The organism is Pseudooceanicola nanhaiensis (genome assembly GCF_020171315.1).
Lineage (GTDB): Bacteria > Pseudomonadota > Alphaproteobacteria > Rhodobacterales > Rhodobacteraceae > Pseudooceanicola > Pseudooceanicola nanhaiensis_A.
On sequence record NZ_JAIUZP010000001.1, the window covers coordinates 760850 to 774578 of the forward strand.

General features: G+C 68.9%; 13 protein-coding genes. 8 read left to right on the forward strand and 5 right to left on the reverse strand.

Annotated elements, in window-relative coordinates:
• Positions 1–6 precede the first annotated feature (6 nt).
• Positions 7–1185: a penicillin-binding protein activator gene (locus LCM32_RS03535; RefSeq protein WP_224819664.1), complete on the reverse strand. Its 1179-nt coding sequence runs from the start codon at positions 1183–1185 to the stop codon at positions 7–9.
• Between the two features lie 88 nt (positions 1186–1273).
• Between LCM32_RS03535 and rsmI the strand changes: the two genes are divergently transcribed.
• The 3 genes from rsmI to gshB all read left to right on the forward strand — a co-directional run bounded on the left by rsmI (position 1274) and on the right by gshB (position 3816).
• Positions 1274–2161: a 16S rRNA (cytidine(1402)-2'-O)-methyltransferase gene (gene rsmI, locus LCM32_RS03540; protein WP_224819665.1), complete on the forward strand. Its 888-nt coding sequence runs from the start codon at positions 1274–1276 to the stop codon at positions 2159–2161.
• A gap of 52 nt (positions 2162–2213) precedes the next feature.
• Complete coding sequence (locus LCM32_RS03545; protein ID WP_224819666.1) at positions 2214–2630, forward strand: YraN family protein; 417 nt, start codon at positions 2214–2216, stop codon at positions 2628–2630.
• A gap of 250 nt (positions 2631–2880) precedes the next feature.
• A complete protein-coding gene (gene gshB, locus LCM32_RS03550) occupies positions 2881–3816 on the forward strand; it encodes a glutathione synthase (RefSeq protein WP_224819667.1) in 936 nt (311 codons plus the stop codon).
• Between the two features lie 143 nt (positions 3817–3959).
• Here gshB and LCM32_RS03555 read toward each other — a convergent pair whose 3' ends face one another.
• From LCM32_RS03555 to cobU, 4 genes are all read right to left on the reverse strand, one after another.
• Positions 3960–5474 carry a YifB family Mg chelatase-like AAA ATPase gene (locus tag LCM32_RS03555; RefSeq protein ID WP_224819668.1) on the reverse strand — a complete coding sequence of 505 codons (1515 nt, stop codon included), beginning with the start codon at positions 5472–5474 and terminating at the stop codon, positions 3960–3962.
• A 63-nt stretch (positions 5475–5537) separates the two neighbouring features.
• Positions 5538–6413, reverse strand: a complete 876-nt coding sequence (locus tag LCM32_RS03560) for a glutathione S-transferase (protein WP_224819669.1) — start codon at positions 6411–6413, stop codon at positions 5538–5540.
• Positions 6414–6585: 172 nt separating this feature from the next.
• The gene (locus LCM32_RS03565; RefSeq protein ID WP_224819670.1) at positions 6586–7158 is read right to left on the reverse strand and encodes a histidine phosphatase family protein; all 573 of its coding nucleotides are present in this window, start codon (positions 7156–7158) and stop codon (positions 6586–6588) included.
• The gene (gene cobU / locus LCM32_RS03570) at positions 7146–7673 is read right to left on the reverse strand and encodes a bifunctional adenosylcobinamide kinase/adenosylcobinamide-phosphate guanylyltransferase (protein WP_224819671.1); all 528 of its coding nucleotides are present in this window, start codon (positions 7671–7673) and stop codon (positions 7146–7148) included. The genes LCM32_RS03565 and cobU overlap by 13 nt, the downstream gene beginning before the upstream one ends.
• A 100-nt stretch (positions 7674–7773) precedes the next feature.
• On the opposite strand from cobU, the gene LCM32_RS03575 reads away from it, so the two are divergent.
• The 5 genes from LCM32_RS03575 to LCM32_RS03595 all read left to right on the forward strand — a co-directional run bounded on the left by LCM32_RS03575 (position 7774) and on the right by LCM32_RS03595 (position 13655).
• On the forward strand, positions 7774–8652 hold the full coding sequence (locus tag LCM32_RS03575) for an RNA polymerase factor sigma-32 (RefSeq protein WP_224819672.1): 879 nt from the start codon (positions 7774–7776) through the stop codon (positions 8650–8652).
• A 193-nt stretch (positions 8653–8845) separates the two neighbouring features.
• Positions 8846–10048: a bifunctional phosphopantothenoylcysteine decarboxylase/phosphopantothenate--cysteine ligase CoaBC gene (gene coaBC / locus LCM32_RS03580; RefSeq protein ID WP_224819673.1), complete on the forward strand. Its 1203-nt coding sequence runs from the start codon at positions 8846–8848 to the stop codon at positions 10046–10048.
• Positions 10045–10521, forward strand: coding sequence for a dUTP diphosphatase (gene dut / locus LCM32_RS03585; RefSeq protein WP_224819674.1), 477 nt, complete (start codon positions 10045–10047; stop codon positions 10519–10521). Before coaBC ends, dut begins: the two co-directional genes overlap by 4 nt.
• A gap of 10 nt (positions 10522–10531) precedes the next feature.
• On the forward strand, positions 10532–11608 hold the full coding sequence (locus LCM32_RS03590) for a HesA/MoeB/ThiF family protein (protein WP_224819675.1): 1077 nt from the start codon (positions 10532–10534) through the stop codon (positions 11606–11608).
• A gap of 22 nt (positions 11609–11630) precedes the next feature.
• Positions 11631–13655 carry a M3 family metallopeptidase gene (locus tag LCM32_RS03595; RefSeq protein WP_224819676.1) on the forward strand — a complete coding sequence of 675 codons (2025 nt, stop codon included), beginning with the start codon at positions 11631–11633 and terminating at the stop codon, positions 13653–13655.
• Positions 13656–13729: the final 74 nt, after the last annotated feature.

Consider the following 13729-nt stretch of genomic DNA (forward strand, 5'->3'; position numbering starts at 1 on the left):
AGAGGATCAGAAGCCGAAACCGCCGAAGGCGCGCGGGGCGGCGTCGATCACAACGACCTGGCCGTCCCGGACCGTCGCCACGGCGAGGCCACGTTCGTTGGTGCCGTTGCCCAGCAGGCGGAACACGCCGCCCACGCCCTGGAACCCGGCGGATTGGGTCAGCGCCTGGCCGGTCAGCGCGTCGCCGCGGCCCTGTTTCACCAGCGCGCCGATGGCCGCGATGCCGTCATAGGCGAGCGAGCCGATCGGGTGCGGCTGGCCCCCGTAGGCGGCCGCGTAGCGCGACGAGAACTGCTGCGACAGGTTGGGGTCGGGCATGGCGAACCAGCCGCCCTGCACACCGGGCAGCTCCAGCGTCTGGGGCGGGATGTCCCAGCGGGTCAGGCCGATGAACTGCGTGGCGGCGGGCGAGACGCCCTGTTCCGGCAGCAGCTGGCTGAAGAGCGGCAGCGCGCCCGAGGTATCCGCAGTCAGGAAGATCGCGTCGGCGCCCTGGTCCACGGCGGATTTCACCCGCGGCACGGCGCTCATCACGCCCTGCTGCGAGAATTCGTAGGTCACGTTGGCGGCGACGTTCACGCCGGCGGTCTGCGCGGCATTCGCGATCGCCTGCTGGCCCAGCTGGCCGGCGAGGTTGGTGGAGGAAACCACCACGATGTTCTGCTTGCCCTGGCTGCGGGCGAACTGGGTCAGGCGGTTGGCGGTATTCTGGAACGTCGGGCCGAGGATGAAGACGTTGCCGCCCGCCACGGTGGGGTTGTTCGAGAAGGCCAGCACGTTGACGCCACGTTGCGCAGCGACGATGCCCACGGCATTCGCGCTCTCGCCGTAGACCGGGCCGAGGATGATCTTGGCGCCGTCGTCGATCGCCTTGGAGGCGACGCTCTGCGCCGTGGCGGCATTGCCGGCGGTGTTGTAGACCCGCAGGTCGATCTGCACGCCGTCCAGGTCGTTCGCCGCAAGGCGGGCCGCGTTTTCAAGGCTTTGCGCCAGAACGTCATCGCCCGCGCTGCCGGACCCGCGGGGCACGAGAAGGGCGACGGGGACGGGGGCAGAGGTGTTGATCGACGGGCCCGTGGACCCCCCGCTCATGGAGACCGGCTGACAGGCGGCCAGCGTCAGGGCGGCGACGCCCGCGGTGAGGCTGGCAAACGCCTTGCGGGCGGCGCGCGGAAGGGCGAACATGGGAGACTCCTCGGATCCGTGGCTCGGGTCGGCCCCTAGGGGGCGTATCTCCAGAGGATAATAGACGCATCGTAAACGGGGTCCAGCGATGAATGGCACAGTTTCCAAACCGGCGGGTGCCCACCTGCCGCAGTCCCTTGCGCCCGGGCTCTACCTCGTGGCGGTGCCTATCGGCACGGCACGGGACATCACCCTGCGGGCCCTCGACATCCTCGCCAGCGCCGATGTGATCGCCGCCGAGGACACCCGCTCCATGCGCCACCTGCTGGAAATCCACGGCGTGCCCTTGGGCGACCGGCCCCTGCTGGCCTACCACGACCACAACGGCGCGCAGGTGCGCCCCAAGCTGCTGCAGGCGCTGGCCGAGGGCAAATCGGTGGCCTATGCCTCCGAGGCCGGCACGCCCATGGTGGCCGACCCCGGCTTCGACCTTGCCCGGGCGGCCCGGGCGGAGGGGTGGGCCGTGACCTCGGCCCCCGGCGCCTCCGCCGTGATCACCGCGCTGACCCTTGCCGGGCTGCCCACCGACCGCTTCCTTTTTGCAGGCTTCCTGCCCAATGCCAGCGGCCAGCGGAAATCGGCGATGGCGGAGCTGGCGGGCGTGCCCGCGACGCTGGCCTTCTACGAATCCCCCAAGCGCATCGCCGCCATGCTGCGCGACGCGGCGGAGGTCCTGGGCCCGGACCGGCAGGCTGCGGTCTGCCGCGAACTGACCAAGAAGTTCGAGGAGGTGCTGACCGGTACGCTTGAGGAACTGGCCGCCACCTGCGCCGAACGCAGCCTCAAGGGCGAGATCGTGGTGCTGGTGGATCGCGGAAAGAAGGCAAATGTTAGCGAATCTGACTTAGACCAGATCCTGTCCGAGGCGCTGGAGGATATGAGCGTGCGGGATGCGGCGGATATGGTGGCCTCGGATACCGGGCTGCCGCGTCGCAAGGTCTATCAGCGGGCGCTCGCGCTCGAGAAGGCGAAGTAGCCGCCCCGGGCTTGGGAAAGGCCCGGCAAGGCGCAGCAAGGGACATCGGATCATGAGCTATTCTGCCCCGTTTGATGTGACCGAAGCCCGGCAGGTATCCCCGACGCGGCGCGCCCGGGGACAGGGCGCTTATGCGGGAGGGCTGGCGGCGGAGGAGACCGTACTGCGAGCGTACCAGCGCGGGGGATCGCGCCTGCTCGCGCGGCGGTTCCGGGGCCGGGGCGGTGAAATCGACCTTGTCCTGCGCGATGCCTCCGGGCTCGTCTTTGTCGAGGTGAAGCAGGGCCGGGATTTCGACCGGGCCGCGAGCCGATTGCGCCCGGCGCAGATGCGGCGCATCGAGGCGGCGGCGCTGGAATACCGCGGCCGCTACCGCGACGCGGATTTCATAGACATGCGGATCGATGTTGCCCTCGTGGACGGGCAGGGCGCGGTGCAGATCCTCGAAAACGCCTTCGCTTATTGCTGAGACGCATCTGGCGGCGACGGGCCGGGTCCGCGAAAGGGTGCGGATCGCAAAACGCTGCAGGGGGCGCCGGGGCCGTTTTACAGGCGGTACAGTCTCTTCTGACCCCTGACCTTCTGCCCTGCCTCGCGCCGCGCGCCTGTCTCCCGGGCAGGGCCCTCCGCCGGGGCGCCGCTTCTCACCCCGCCCCATTGCACCCCCGGTGCACTTCGGCCAATAGTCTCTCCGAACCATCCTGACGAGGAGAGTGCGCATGAAAGTCGCCATCCAGATGGACCCGATCGGGCCCATCAACATCGACGCCGACACCACCTTCCGGCTCGCGGAGGAAGCGCAGGCCCGCGGGCACGAGCTGTTCTACTACACCCCGGACAAGCTGGCCTATGAAGAGGGCAAGATCACCGCGCGCGGCTGGCCGCTGACCGTGCAGCGGGTGCAGGGCGATCACTTCCGCCTCGGCGAGGAACAGGTCGTGGACCTCTCCACCTTCGACGTGGTCTGGCTGCGGCAGGACCCGCCCTTCGACATGTTCTACATCACCACGACGCATCTGCTGGATCGGATCCATCCCAAGACGCTGGTGGTGAACGATCCCTTCTGGGTCCGGAACTACCCCGAGAAGCTGCTGGTCCTTGACTTCCCGGAGCTGACCCCGCCGACGACCATTGCCCGGGACATCGGCACGATCCGTGCCTTCAAGGAAAAGCACGGCGACATCATCTTGAAGCCGCTCTACGGCAATGGCGGTGCGGGCGTCTTCCGGCTCACCGAGTCGGATCGCAACCTGTCGTCGCTGCATGAGCTCTTCACCGGCTTCTCGCGTGAGCCGCTGATCGTGCAGAAATACCTTCCGGCGGTCTCCAAGGGCGACAAGCGCGTGATCCTCGTGGACGGCGAACCCGTCGGCGCGATCAACCGCGTGCCGGCCGAGGGCGAGACCCGCTCGAACATGCATGTGGGGGGGCGTCCCGAGAAGGTGGCCCTGACCGAGCGCGATCTCGAGATCTGCCGCACCATCGGCCCGCGGCTGAAGGAAAAGGGCCAGGTCCTCGTCGGCATCGACGTGATCGGCGACTGGCTGACCGAGATCAACGTGACTTCGCCTACCGGCATTCAGGAGCTGGAGCGCTTCGACGGCACCAATGTCGCGGAGCTGGTCTGGCAGGCGATCGAGGCCAAGCGGGCCTGATCGTTTCGTCAGCGCCGCTTTTCGCAGGTGCTGGCAAGCTGTTGATAAGATAAGGGAAAGGCCGCCTTCGGGTGGCCTTTTCGCTTAATGGGCCTGTGCCTCCGCGCCAGCCATTTCCAGGCACCCCGGCACCCCGCTCAGGTCTATTCCGGGGCCTCCGTCGCCAGCCGGAAGCTGAGCGCTTCGGCGACATGAGGGGCGCGGACATCGGGCTCCTCCGCGAGGTCGGCGATGGTGCGCGCCACGCGCAGGACGCGGTGATAGCCCCGCGCCGTGAGGCGGAACCGCTCCGACGCGCGCAGGAGCAGGGCCTTGCCCTCGGGATCGGGGGTGGCGATCTCCTCCAGCACCTGCCCCTCGGCGTCGGCATTCTGGCGCAGTTCCGGGTGGGCGGCGAACCTTTCTGCCTGCCGGGCGCGGGCGGCGGTGACGCGGGCGGCGACCTCGGCGGAGCCTTCTGCGGCGGGGGGCAGGTCGAGGTCATGAACGGCGACCGGGGGCACCTCGACCCGCAGGTCGAACCGGTCCATCAACGGGCCGGAGACCTTGCCGAGGTAGTCGCGCCCGCAGTCCGGCACCCGGGCGCAGGCCCGTTCCGGATCGGCCATGTGCCCGCAGCGGCAGGGGTTTGCGGCGGCTACCAGCAGGAAGCGGCAGGGATAGCGCACGTGGGCGGCGGCACGGCTGACCATGACCTCGCCGGTTTCGACCGGCTGGCGCAGGGTGTCGAGGACCGCACGCCCGAACTCGGGCAATTCGTCGAGGAAGAGCACCCCGTTGTGGGCGAGCGAGACTTCCCCCGGTTTCGACCCGCGCCCGCCGCCGATGACGGCGGCCATGGTGGCGGTGTGATGCGGGTTGCGGAACGGGCGCTGGCGGGAGAGGCCTCCTTCGGGCAGTGCGCCGGCGATGGACTGGATCATCGAGGTCTCCAGGGCCTCCTGCGGGGAGAGGTCGGGCAGCAGGCCGGGCAGCCGGGCGGCGAGCATGGATTTGCCTGAGCCGGGCGGGCCGGAGAGAAAGAGGTGATGGCGTCCGGCGGCGGTGATCTCCAGCGCGCGCTTGGCCCGTTCCTGCCCCTTCACATCGCGCAGGTCGCGGAAGCTGGCGGGGGCGGTTACCTCGCCCGGGCGGGCGGCGGGCAGTTCCTGCTGACCGGTGAGGTGACGCACGAGGGCAGGCAGATCGGGCGCGGCGATGATCCGCGTGCCCGCGCTCCATGCCGCCTCGGCGCCGCAGGCGGCGGGGCAGAGCAGGGCGCGGTCCTCCTCGGCGGCGGCGAGGGCCGCGGGTAGGGCGCCGGGCACCGCGACGAGGGTGCCGTCGAGGGTGAGTTCGCCAAGCGCTACGTGGGTTTCCAGCATGTCGGGGGGGAGGATGCCGATGGCCGCCAGCAAGGCAAGCGCGATGGGCAGGTCGAAATGGCTGCCCTCCTTCGGCAACGAGGCGGGCGAGAGGTTCACGGTGATCCGCTTGGTCGGCAGGGCAATCCGCATTGCCTGCAGCGCGGTGCGCACCCGGTCGCGTGCCTCGGAGACGGCCTTGTCGGGCAGGCCGACGAGGGCAAAGCCCGGCAGCCCCGGCGTCAGGGCGCATTGCACCTCGACCAGCCGGGCCTCGATCCCGTCGAAGGCCACGCTGTAGGCCGTCACCGCCATTCCGGCGCCTCCCCTGCTGTCGGGGCAGGGGAGGGCCGAAAAGGTTGGTTAATCGTTAACGCTTCAGCCGAGCAAGGCCATGGTCGCGGGCCATGCGGCGGGGTCGTTCACCGTCTTGTCGCGGCAGGTGGGGTTGCAGAAGCCGATGACCTTGCCGTCGATCTCGGCGAAATCGGTGACCGGGTCGCCGGAATAGGGGCAGGTCTCGTTGATCGAGGGGCCGCTGCCGACGGCCCGGGCGGGGATCGGCGCGGGCCCGGGCCAGGGGCCGGTGGGCAGCGGCTTGGCATAGGGCACGGGATCGTAGGTGACGGTCAGGCCGAGCGAGCGCCACTGGCGGAACTTCTCTTCCTCCAGCGTGAGGCGGACATAGGCGGCGGCCTCCTCGCCCACGGGCAGGGCATAGCCCGCGATCCGCGCCGCGACCGGGGCATAGAAGACATCGGCCAGCGAGTAGCGGCCGAAGAGCCACGGGCCCTCGGCGCCATATTGACTGCGCGCCAGCGACCAGAGCTCCTGCAGGCGGTCGAGGTCCTTCTGCACGGCCGGGGAGACCTCGAAGCCCTTGTATTGATAGAGCAACTGGCAGGGGCATTCGTTGCGCAGGGCGGTGAACCCGGCGTGCATCTCGGCCACCAGCCAGCGGGCAAGGGCGCGGGCGGCGGGGTCTTCGGGCCAGAGACCGGCCTCGGGGTGACGTTCGGCCAGCATCTCGGCCATGGCGAGGGTTTCGCCCAGCACGATGCCCTCGGGGCTGCGCATCACGGGGACGAGGCGGGCAGGGGCGAGGCCGGCCTCGGCGAGGTCCTGCGCCATGGTGCCGGAGTAGAGGCCGATCATCCGCGAGGTGACGGGCAGGCCGAATTTCACGAACATCAGCCAGCCCCTGAGGGACCAGCTGGAGAAGGCGCGATCGGCGATGAAAAGCTCGTAGGTCATCGGAAACTCCCTGTGGAATGATCCCTGTGGAATATCCGGAAGGCTAGCTTTTGCTGCAGCGCCGCAAAAGCGGTCTTTCGTGGGGCGTCGCATCACGGAGCGTGATGGATAGGGCGGCGCGCGTCACGGGGACTGCGGCTGCAGGCCGGGGCCCCTTGTGGCCGATCCCGGGTCAGGGGGCGTGATTGATCCGCACCAACTCCCACCCGGCGGAGGTCTGGCGCAATTCGGTCGCCGAGAGCGGATCGACGCTGTGGCTGATGGCCTCGCGCGCGGGCAGGCCAGTGGCATGGGCGACATGGCACAGGATCGCGCCCATATGGGCGACGATGACGAGATCGCCGGGCGTGGCGAGAAGGGCATCGACGGCGCGGCAGACCCGCGCGGTCAGCGCCTGCCAGCTTTCGCCCCCGGGCGGGCAGGCGCTGCCGGGATCGGTCCAGAAGGCGCGGGACAGGTCGGGGTGGCTTTCCATCAGCTCGCCCGCGCGGCGCATCTCCCAGTCGCCGAAGTGCATTTCCCGCAGGGCGGGATCATGGGGCAGGCGGGCGCGATCCCCCTGAAGGACATCGGCGGTGGTGACGGCGCGGGTCAGGTCGGAGGAGACGATGCGGGCCTCGCCGGGCAGCCATTGGGAGAGCCGGGCAATGCGCGCGGTATCCGACAGATCGGCGGGCAGGTCGGTCCAGCCGACCATGCCGCGGGCATGGGTGGGGCCGTGGCGGACCCAGATCAGCCGTCGCATGGCGCCCCCTTCAGCACGCGCGGCAGGCCCACGGTGACCTGAACCACCGTTTCCGCCGCCTGCGCCAGCCGGATGTTGAGCCGCCCCTGTGCCTCGCGGAAGCGGCGGGCGAGGGCATTGTCCGGCACGATCCCTTGGCCCACCTCGTTGGAGACCACGCAGACCTGCGCCGGGCAGGTGACGAGCGCGTCGATCAGCGCGTCTTCCTCGGCGGCCAGATCGTGTTCGGCCAGCATGTGGTTGGTCAGCCAGAGCGTCGCGCAATCCACCAGCACCGCGCGGTCGGCGGGCAGGGCGCGCAGCGCCGCGGCAAGGTCGAAGGGCGCCTCGCACAGATCCCATGCGGCGCCCCGGCGTTCGGCATGGGCGGAAATCTTCTCGCGCATTTCGTCATCCCAGATCTGGGCCGTGGCGATATAAGTCAACGGTTTGCCCGTGTTTTTTATGGCGTTTTCGGCGTAAGCGGACTTGCCCGACGCCGCGCCACCGATCACCAGCAGAAAAAAATTGCTCATATTTTCCATTCTTTGGTGAACCAAACCGCCGTCTCGTGCGTTCCGCAGGTGTAGCACAAATCAAAGGGCGCTCCATGCGTCCAAGACACCGGGGGGTGCCATGCCGCTGGATAATCCGAACGACCTGTCCCTGTCACGCCGTGCCATGAAGGCCGAACTTCTGGATGCGGAGACCGAGCTGGAACTGGCGCGCGCCTGGAGGGACCGGCGGGACGAAGCGGCATTGCATCGCCTCGTGACCGCCTACATGCGACTGGCCATCTCGATGGCCTCGAAGTACCGCCGATATGGTGCCTCGATGAACGACCTGATCCAGGAAGCGGGGCTTGGCCTGATGAAGGCCGCCGACAAGTTCGACCCGGATCGCGGCGTGCGTTTCTCGACCTACGCCGTGTGGTGGATCAAGGCCTCGATCCAGGACTTTGTGATGCGGAACTGGTCCATGGTGCGGACCGGCTCGACCTCGTCCCAGAAGTCGCTGTTCTTCAACATGCGACGGGTACAGGCCCGTCTGGAGCGCGAGGCGCAATCGCGCGGTGAAACGCTGGACGGCCACCAGATGCGCCACATGATCGCCACCGAAGTGGGCGTGCCGCTGCGCGACGTGGAGATGATGGAGGGCCGCCTGTCAGGCTCTGACTTCTCGCTGAACGCGACCCAGTCGGCCGATGACGAGGGCCGCGAGTGGATCGAGACGCTGGAAGACGACGGCGTGCAGGCGGCCGAAAGCGTGGCAGAGGATCACGACCGTGGCCTGCTGCGCGGCTGGCTGGCGCAGGCCATGTCGGACCTCAATCCGCGCGAACAGCTGATCGTGCGCGAACGCAAGCTGCGCGACGATCCCCGCACGCTGGAAAGCCTTGGGACCGAGCTGGGCCTCAGCAAGGAGCGGGTGCGCCAGCTGGAGGCCGGGGCCTTCAAGAAGATGCGCCGGATGCTGGAACAGAACGGCACCGTGGCGCACGATCTGCTGCACTGATCGCGCGGACATCCCGTCCCGCAGCCGAAGGCCCCCTCGGGGGCCTTTGTTGTTTCTGTCGTCTCCGGGGCAGGGCCGCTGACCCCGCGACGCCCCGCGCCGGACAAGGCTTGTCGCTTGTCTCTCCCGGGGCTTGCCCCTATCGTCCGCCCGCATCCGGCCCGTTGGGGGGCCGTCGAAAAGGGGGCGAGCCTTGCTGACATCCAAGCGCATCCTGCTGGTCATCGCGGGCGGTATCGCCGCCTACAAGTCGCTCGACCTGATCCGCCGCCTGCGCGAACGCGGCGCCAGCGTCACGCCGGTGCTGACCAAGGCGGCAGAGGAGTTCGTGACGCCGCTCTCGGTCTCGGCGCTGGCCGGGGCTAAGGTCTATCGCGATCTCTTCGATCTGACCGACGAGGCGGAGATGGGGCATATCGAGCTCTCCCGCTCTGCCGACCTGATCCTCGTGGTGCCGGCAACGGCGGACCTGATGGCGCGGATGGCGACCGGGCGGGCGGATGACCTTGCCTCGACCCTGCTGCTGGCCACCGACACGCCCGTCATGGTGGTGCCCGCCATGAACGTGCGGATGTGGACCCACCCGGCCACGCAGCGCAACCTTGCCACGCTGAAGGGCGACGGCATCGCGGTTGTCGGGCCGGTCGAAGGCTCCATGGCCTGCGGCGAGTTTGGCCCCGGCCGGATGAGCGAGGTGCCCGAGATCCTTGCCGCCGTTGAGGATTTCTTTGCCGAGGGGCCGCTGAAAGGCCGTCGCATCCTCGTCACCTCCGGGCCCACGCATGAGCCGATCGACCCGGTGCGCTACATTGCCAACCGCTCCTCCGGGGCGCAGGGCACGGCGATTGCCGCGGCCTTGGCCGCGCTGGGCGCAGAGGTGGTCTTTGTCACCGGCCCTGCCGACGTGCCCTCGCCCGCGGGTGTGCAGGTGGTGAAGGTGCAAAGCGCCCGCGAGATGCTGGAGGCGGTGCAGGCCGCGCTGCCCGTGGAGGCGGCCGTCTTTGCCGCCGCGGTGGCGGATTGGCGCGTCGCCTCTGCCAGCGGGTCCAAGATCAAGAAACAGCCGGGCGGCGCGCTGCCGGTGCTGGAGTTCGCCGAGAACCCCGACATCCTCGCCACCGTCAGCCAGATGGGGCCGGGCCGTCCGCCGCTGGTGGTGGGCTTTGCCGCCGAGACCGACGACGTGGTGGTCAATGCCACCGCCAAGCGCGCGCGCAAGGGCTGCGACTGGATCGTCGCCAATGACGTGCGCCCCGAGACTGGGATCATGGGCGGTTCCGAGAACGCCGTGATCCTGATCACCGACCAAGGGGCCGAGGACTGGCCCCGCATGACCAAGGAGGCGGTGGCCACGCGCCTTGCCGCCCGCATCGCCGAGACGCTGGAGACCGAATGACCGCCCCCATCCCCGTGAAGCTGCAACGCCTGCCCGAGGCCGACGCCACGATCCCGCTGCCCGCCTACGAGACGACCGGCGCCGCGGGCGCCGACCTGCGCGCCAACCTGGCCGAGGCCGACCGCGCGGCGGGCATCACGCTGGCCCCGGGCGCGCGCGCCCTGATCCCCACCGGCCTGCGGCTGGAGATCCCCGAGGGCTACGAGATCCAGATCCGCCCGCGCTCCGGCCTTGCGCTGAAGCACGGGATCACCCTGCCGAACACGCCGGGCACCATCGACAGCGACTATCGCGGCCCCCTCGGCGTGATCCTGATGAACGCGGGGCAGGAGCCCTTCACTGTCGCCCATGGCGACCGCATCGCGCAGGCCGTGCTGGCCCCCGTGGTGCAGGCGGCCTTCGCGCTGGTCGACGAGGCCCTGAGCGAGACCGTGCGGGGCGAGGGCGGCTTCGGCTCCACCGGGCGGGGCTGAGGCAGGGCGGATGGCGCTGATCCTCGGCCTCTGCGTCCTGCTCTACGCACTGGCGGCGCTGCTGCGCCTGCCGCCCGCGCTGCGGTGGGCGCTGCCGCTGGGGCTCTATGCCGTGACGCTGCTGATCCATGTGACCCTTCCCGAAGGCCATGTCCTGCGGGCCGCCACCGGCGGCAGCGCAGTGCCGTGGCTGTTCCTCGGCGCGATTGCCGCCGTGGTGCTGATCTACCGCGAGGGCCTGCGCCGCCTGCGGGCAAAGGTCGCCGCCAAGGATGCCGCAACCGCCGCCGAGGCGCCCGAGCAGGGCCCGTTCAGCGCCAGCGAGCTGGACCGCTATTCCCGCCATATCATCCTGCGTGACATCGGCGGCACCGGGCAGCGCCGCCTGAAGGACGCCCGGGTGCTGGTGATCGGGGCCGGGGGGCTGGGGGCGCCCGCGCTGCTCTACCTCGCCGCCGCGGGCGTGGGCCGCATCGGGGTGATCGACAACGACGTGGTGGAGGGCACCAACCTGCAACGGCAGGTGATCCACCGCGACGCGGACATCGGCACGCCCAAGGCGCTGTCCGCCGCGCGGGCCATGGAGGCGCTGAATCCCTTCATCGAGGTACGCCCCTACAACCGCGCCCTGACCGAGGAGATCGCCGCCGATCTCTTTGCCGACTATGACCTGATCCTCGACGGGACCGACAATTTCGCGACCCGCTACCTCGCCAACCGCGTGGCGGTGGCGCAGGGCAAGCCGCTCGTCTCGGGCGCGCTGTCGCAATGGGAGGGCCAGGTCAGCACCTATGACCCCGCCAAGGGCGCGCCCTGCTACCAGTGCATCGTCCCACAGGAACCGCCCGCCGAACTGGCGCCGGCCTGTGCCATCGCGGGCGTGCTGGGGCCGCTGCCCGGCGTCGTCGGCTCGATGATGGCGGTGGAGACGGTCAAGCTGATCACCCGCGCCGGGCAGGACCTGCGCGGCCGGATGATGATCTATGACGCGCTCTGGAACGAGACCCGCCAGATCACCCTCAAGCCACGGACGCATTGCCCGGTTTGCGGAACCGGGGGGCTGGCGAAGCACACGACATCACACTAACTTTTGAGCAAAGGAGCACAGCATGACCAATCCACTGCTCACGACCTGGGACACCCCTTTCGACATCGCGCCCTTCGACCAGATCAGCGATGACGATTTCGCGCCCGCCCTTGATGCGGCGCTGGCCGAGAACCGCGCCGAGATCGACGCGATTGCCGCCTCCGACGAGGCCCCGACCTTCGAGAACACGCTGGCCGCCATCGCCGCCTCGGGCGAGGCGCTGGACAAGGTTCTGTCGGTCTTTTTCACCGTGGCGGGGGCCGACAGCAACGAGACCCGCGAGGCGCTGCAACGCGAGTTCTCGCCCAAGCTGGCGGCGCATTCGTCGGAATTCTATGCCAACAAGGCGCTGTTCCAGCGGATTCAGACCCTCTGGGACACGCGTGAGAGCCTCGAACTGGAGGCCGATGACGCCCGCCTGCTGGAGCTGACGCACCGCGATTTCGTGCGCGCCGGGGCCGCGCTGGAGGGCACCGAGGCCGAACGGCTGAAGGAGGTGAAATCCCGCCTCGCCGTGCTGGGCACGCAGTTCACCCAGAACCTTCTGGCCGACGAACGCGGCTGGTTCATGGAGTTGAGCGAAGACGACCTCGCCGGGCTGCCGGATTTCGTGATCTCCTCCGCCCGGGCTGCGGGCAAGGAGAAGGGCGTCGCGGGCCCCGCGATCACCCTGTCGCGGTCGCTGATCGTGCCCTTCCTGCAGTATTCCACCCGCCGCGACCTGCGTGAAAAGGCGTGGCGCGCCTGGACCTCGCGCGGGGAGATGGCCGAGGCAACGGACAACCGTGCCATCGCGGCCGAGATCCTCGCCCTGCGGGACGAGCGGGCCAAGCTTCTGGGCTACGAGAACTTCGCCGCCTACAAGCTGGAAACCGAGATGGCCGGCAATGCGCAGAATGTGCGCGACCTGCTGATGCAGGTCTGGAAGCCCGCCAAGTCGCAGGCCGAGGCCGACGAATGGGTTCTTGGCCAGATGATGAAGAACGACGGCGTGAACGGCGCGCTGGAGCCATGGGACTGGCGCTTCTACTCCGAGAAGCGGCGCAAGCAGGAGCATGACCTCGACGAGACCGCGCTGAAGCCCTACCTCCAGCTCGATCGGATGATCGAGGCGGTTTTCGACACGGCGCACCGGCTCTTCGAGCTGAACTTCCGGCCGCTGGACCTGCCGCTCTACCATCCTGATTGCCGGGCTTGGGAAGTGACCCGTGGCGGCGAACATGTGGGCGTCTTCATCGGGGACTACTTCGCCCGCGGATCGAAACGTTCGGGCGCGTGGTGTTCGGCGATGCGCAGCCAGGCCAAGAAGCCGCGCGTGCAGACGCCGATCGTGATCAACGTCTGCAACTTCGCCGCGCCGCCGGAAGGGGAGCCTGCGCTGCTCTCCTATGACGATGCGCGCACGCTCTTCCACGAGTTTGGCCATGCGCTGCACCAGCTGCTCTCGGACGTGAGCTGGGAGCGCTATTCGGGCACCTCGGTCGCCCGGGACTTCGTCGAATTGCCCAGCCAGCTTTACGAGCACTGGCTGGAGGTGCCGGAGGTGCTGCAACGCTTCGCCACCCATGCCGAGACCGGCGAGGCGATGCCGCAGGACATGCTGGAGAAGGTGCTGAAGGCTGCGACCTACGATCAGGGCTTCCAGACCGTGGAATACGTCGCCTCGGCGCTGGTGGACCTCGAGTTCCACGATGGCCCGCCGCCCGCCGATCCGATGGCCAAACAGGCCGAGATCCTCGCAGGCATCGGCATGCCGCACGCCGTGGTCATGCGCCACGCGACGCCGCATTTCGCCCATGTCTTCTCGGGCGACGGCTATTCGTCGGGTTACTACAGCTACATGTGGTCCGAGGTGATGGACGCCGACGCCTTCGAGGCCTTCGAGGAGGCAGGCGACGCCTTCGACGCGGCCACGGCCCATGCGCTGCAGGAGAACATCCTTTCCAAGGGCGGATCGGTCGAGGCAGACACGCTCTACATCGCCTTCCGCGGCCGTCTGCCGGGGGTCGAGGCGCTGTTGAAGGGACGCGGGCTTCTGCCCGTCTGACAGCGTGCCTGACACCGCGCCCGACGGCGTGGGTGTTACCCCATTTCAGGGGGGTAAGGGTTTGAAATCTCAAG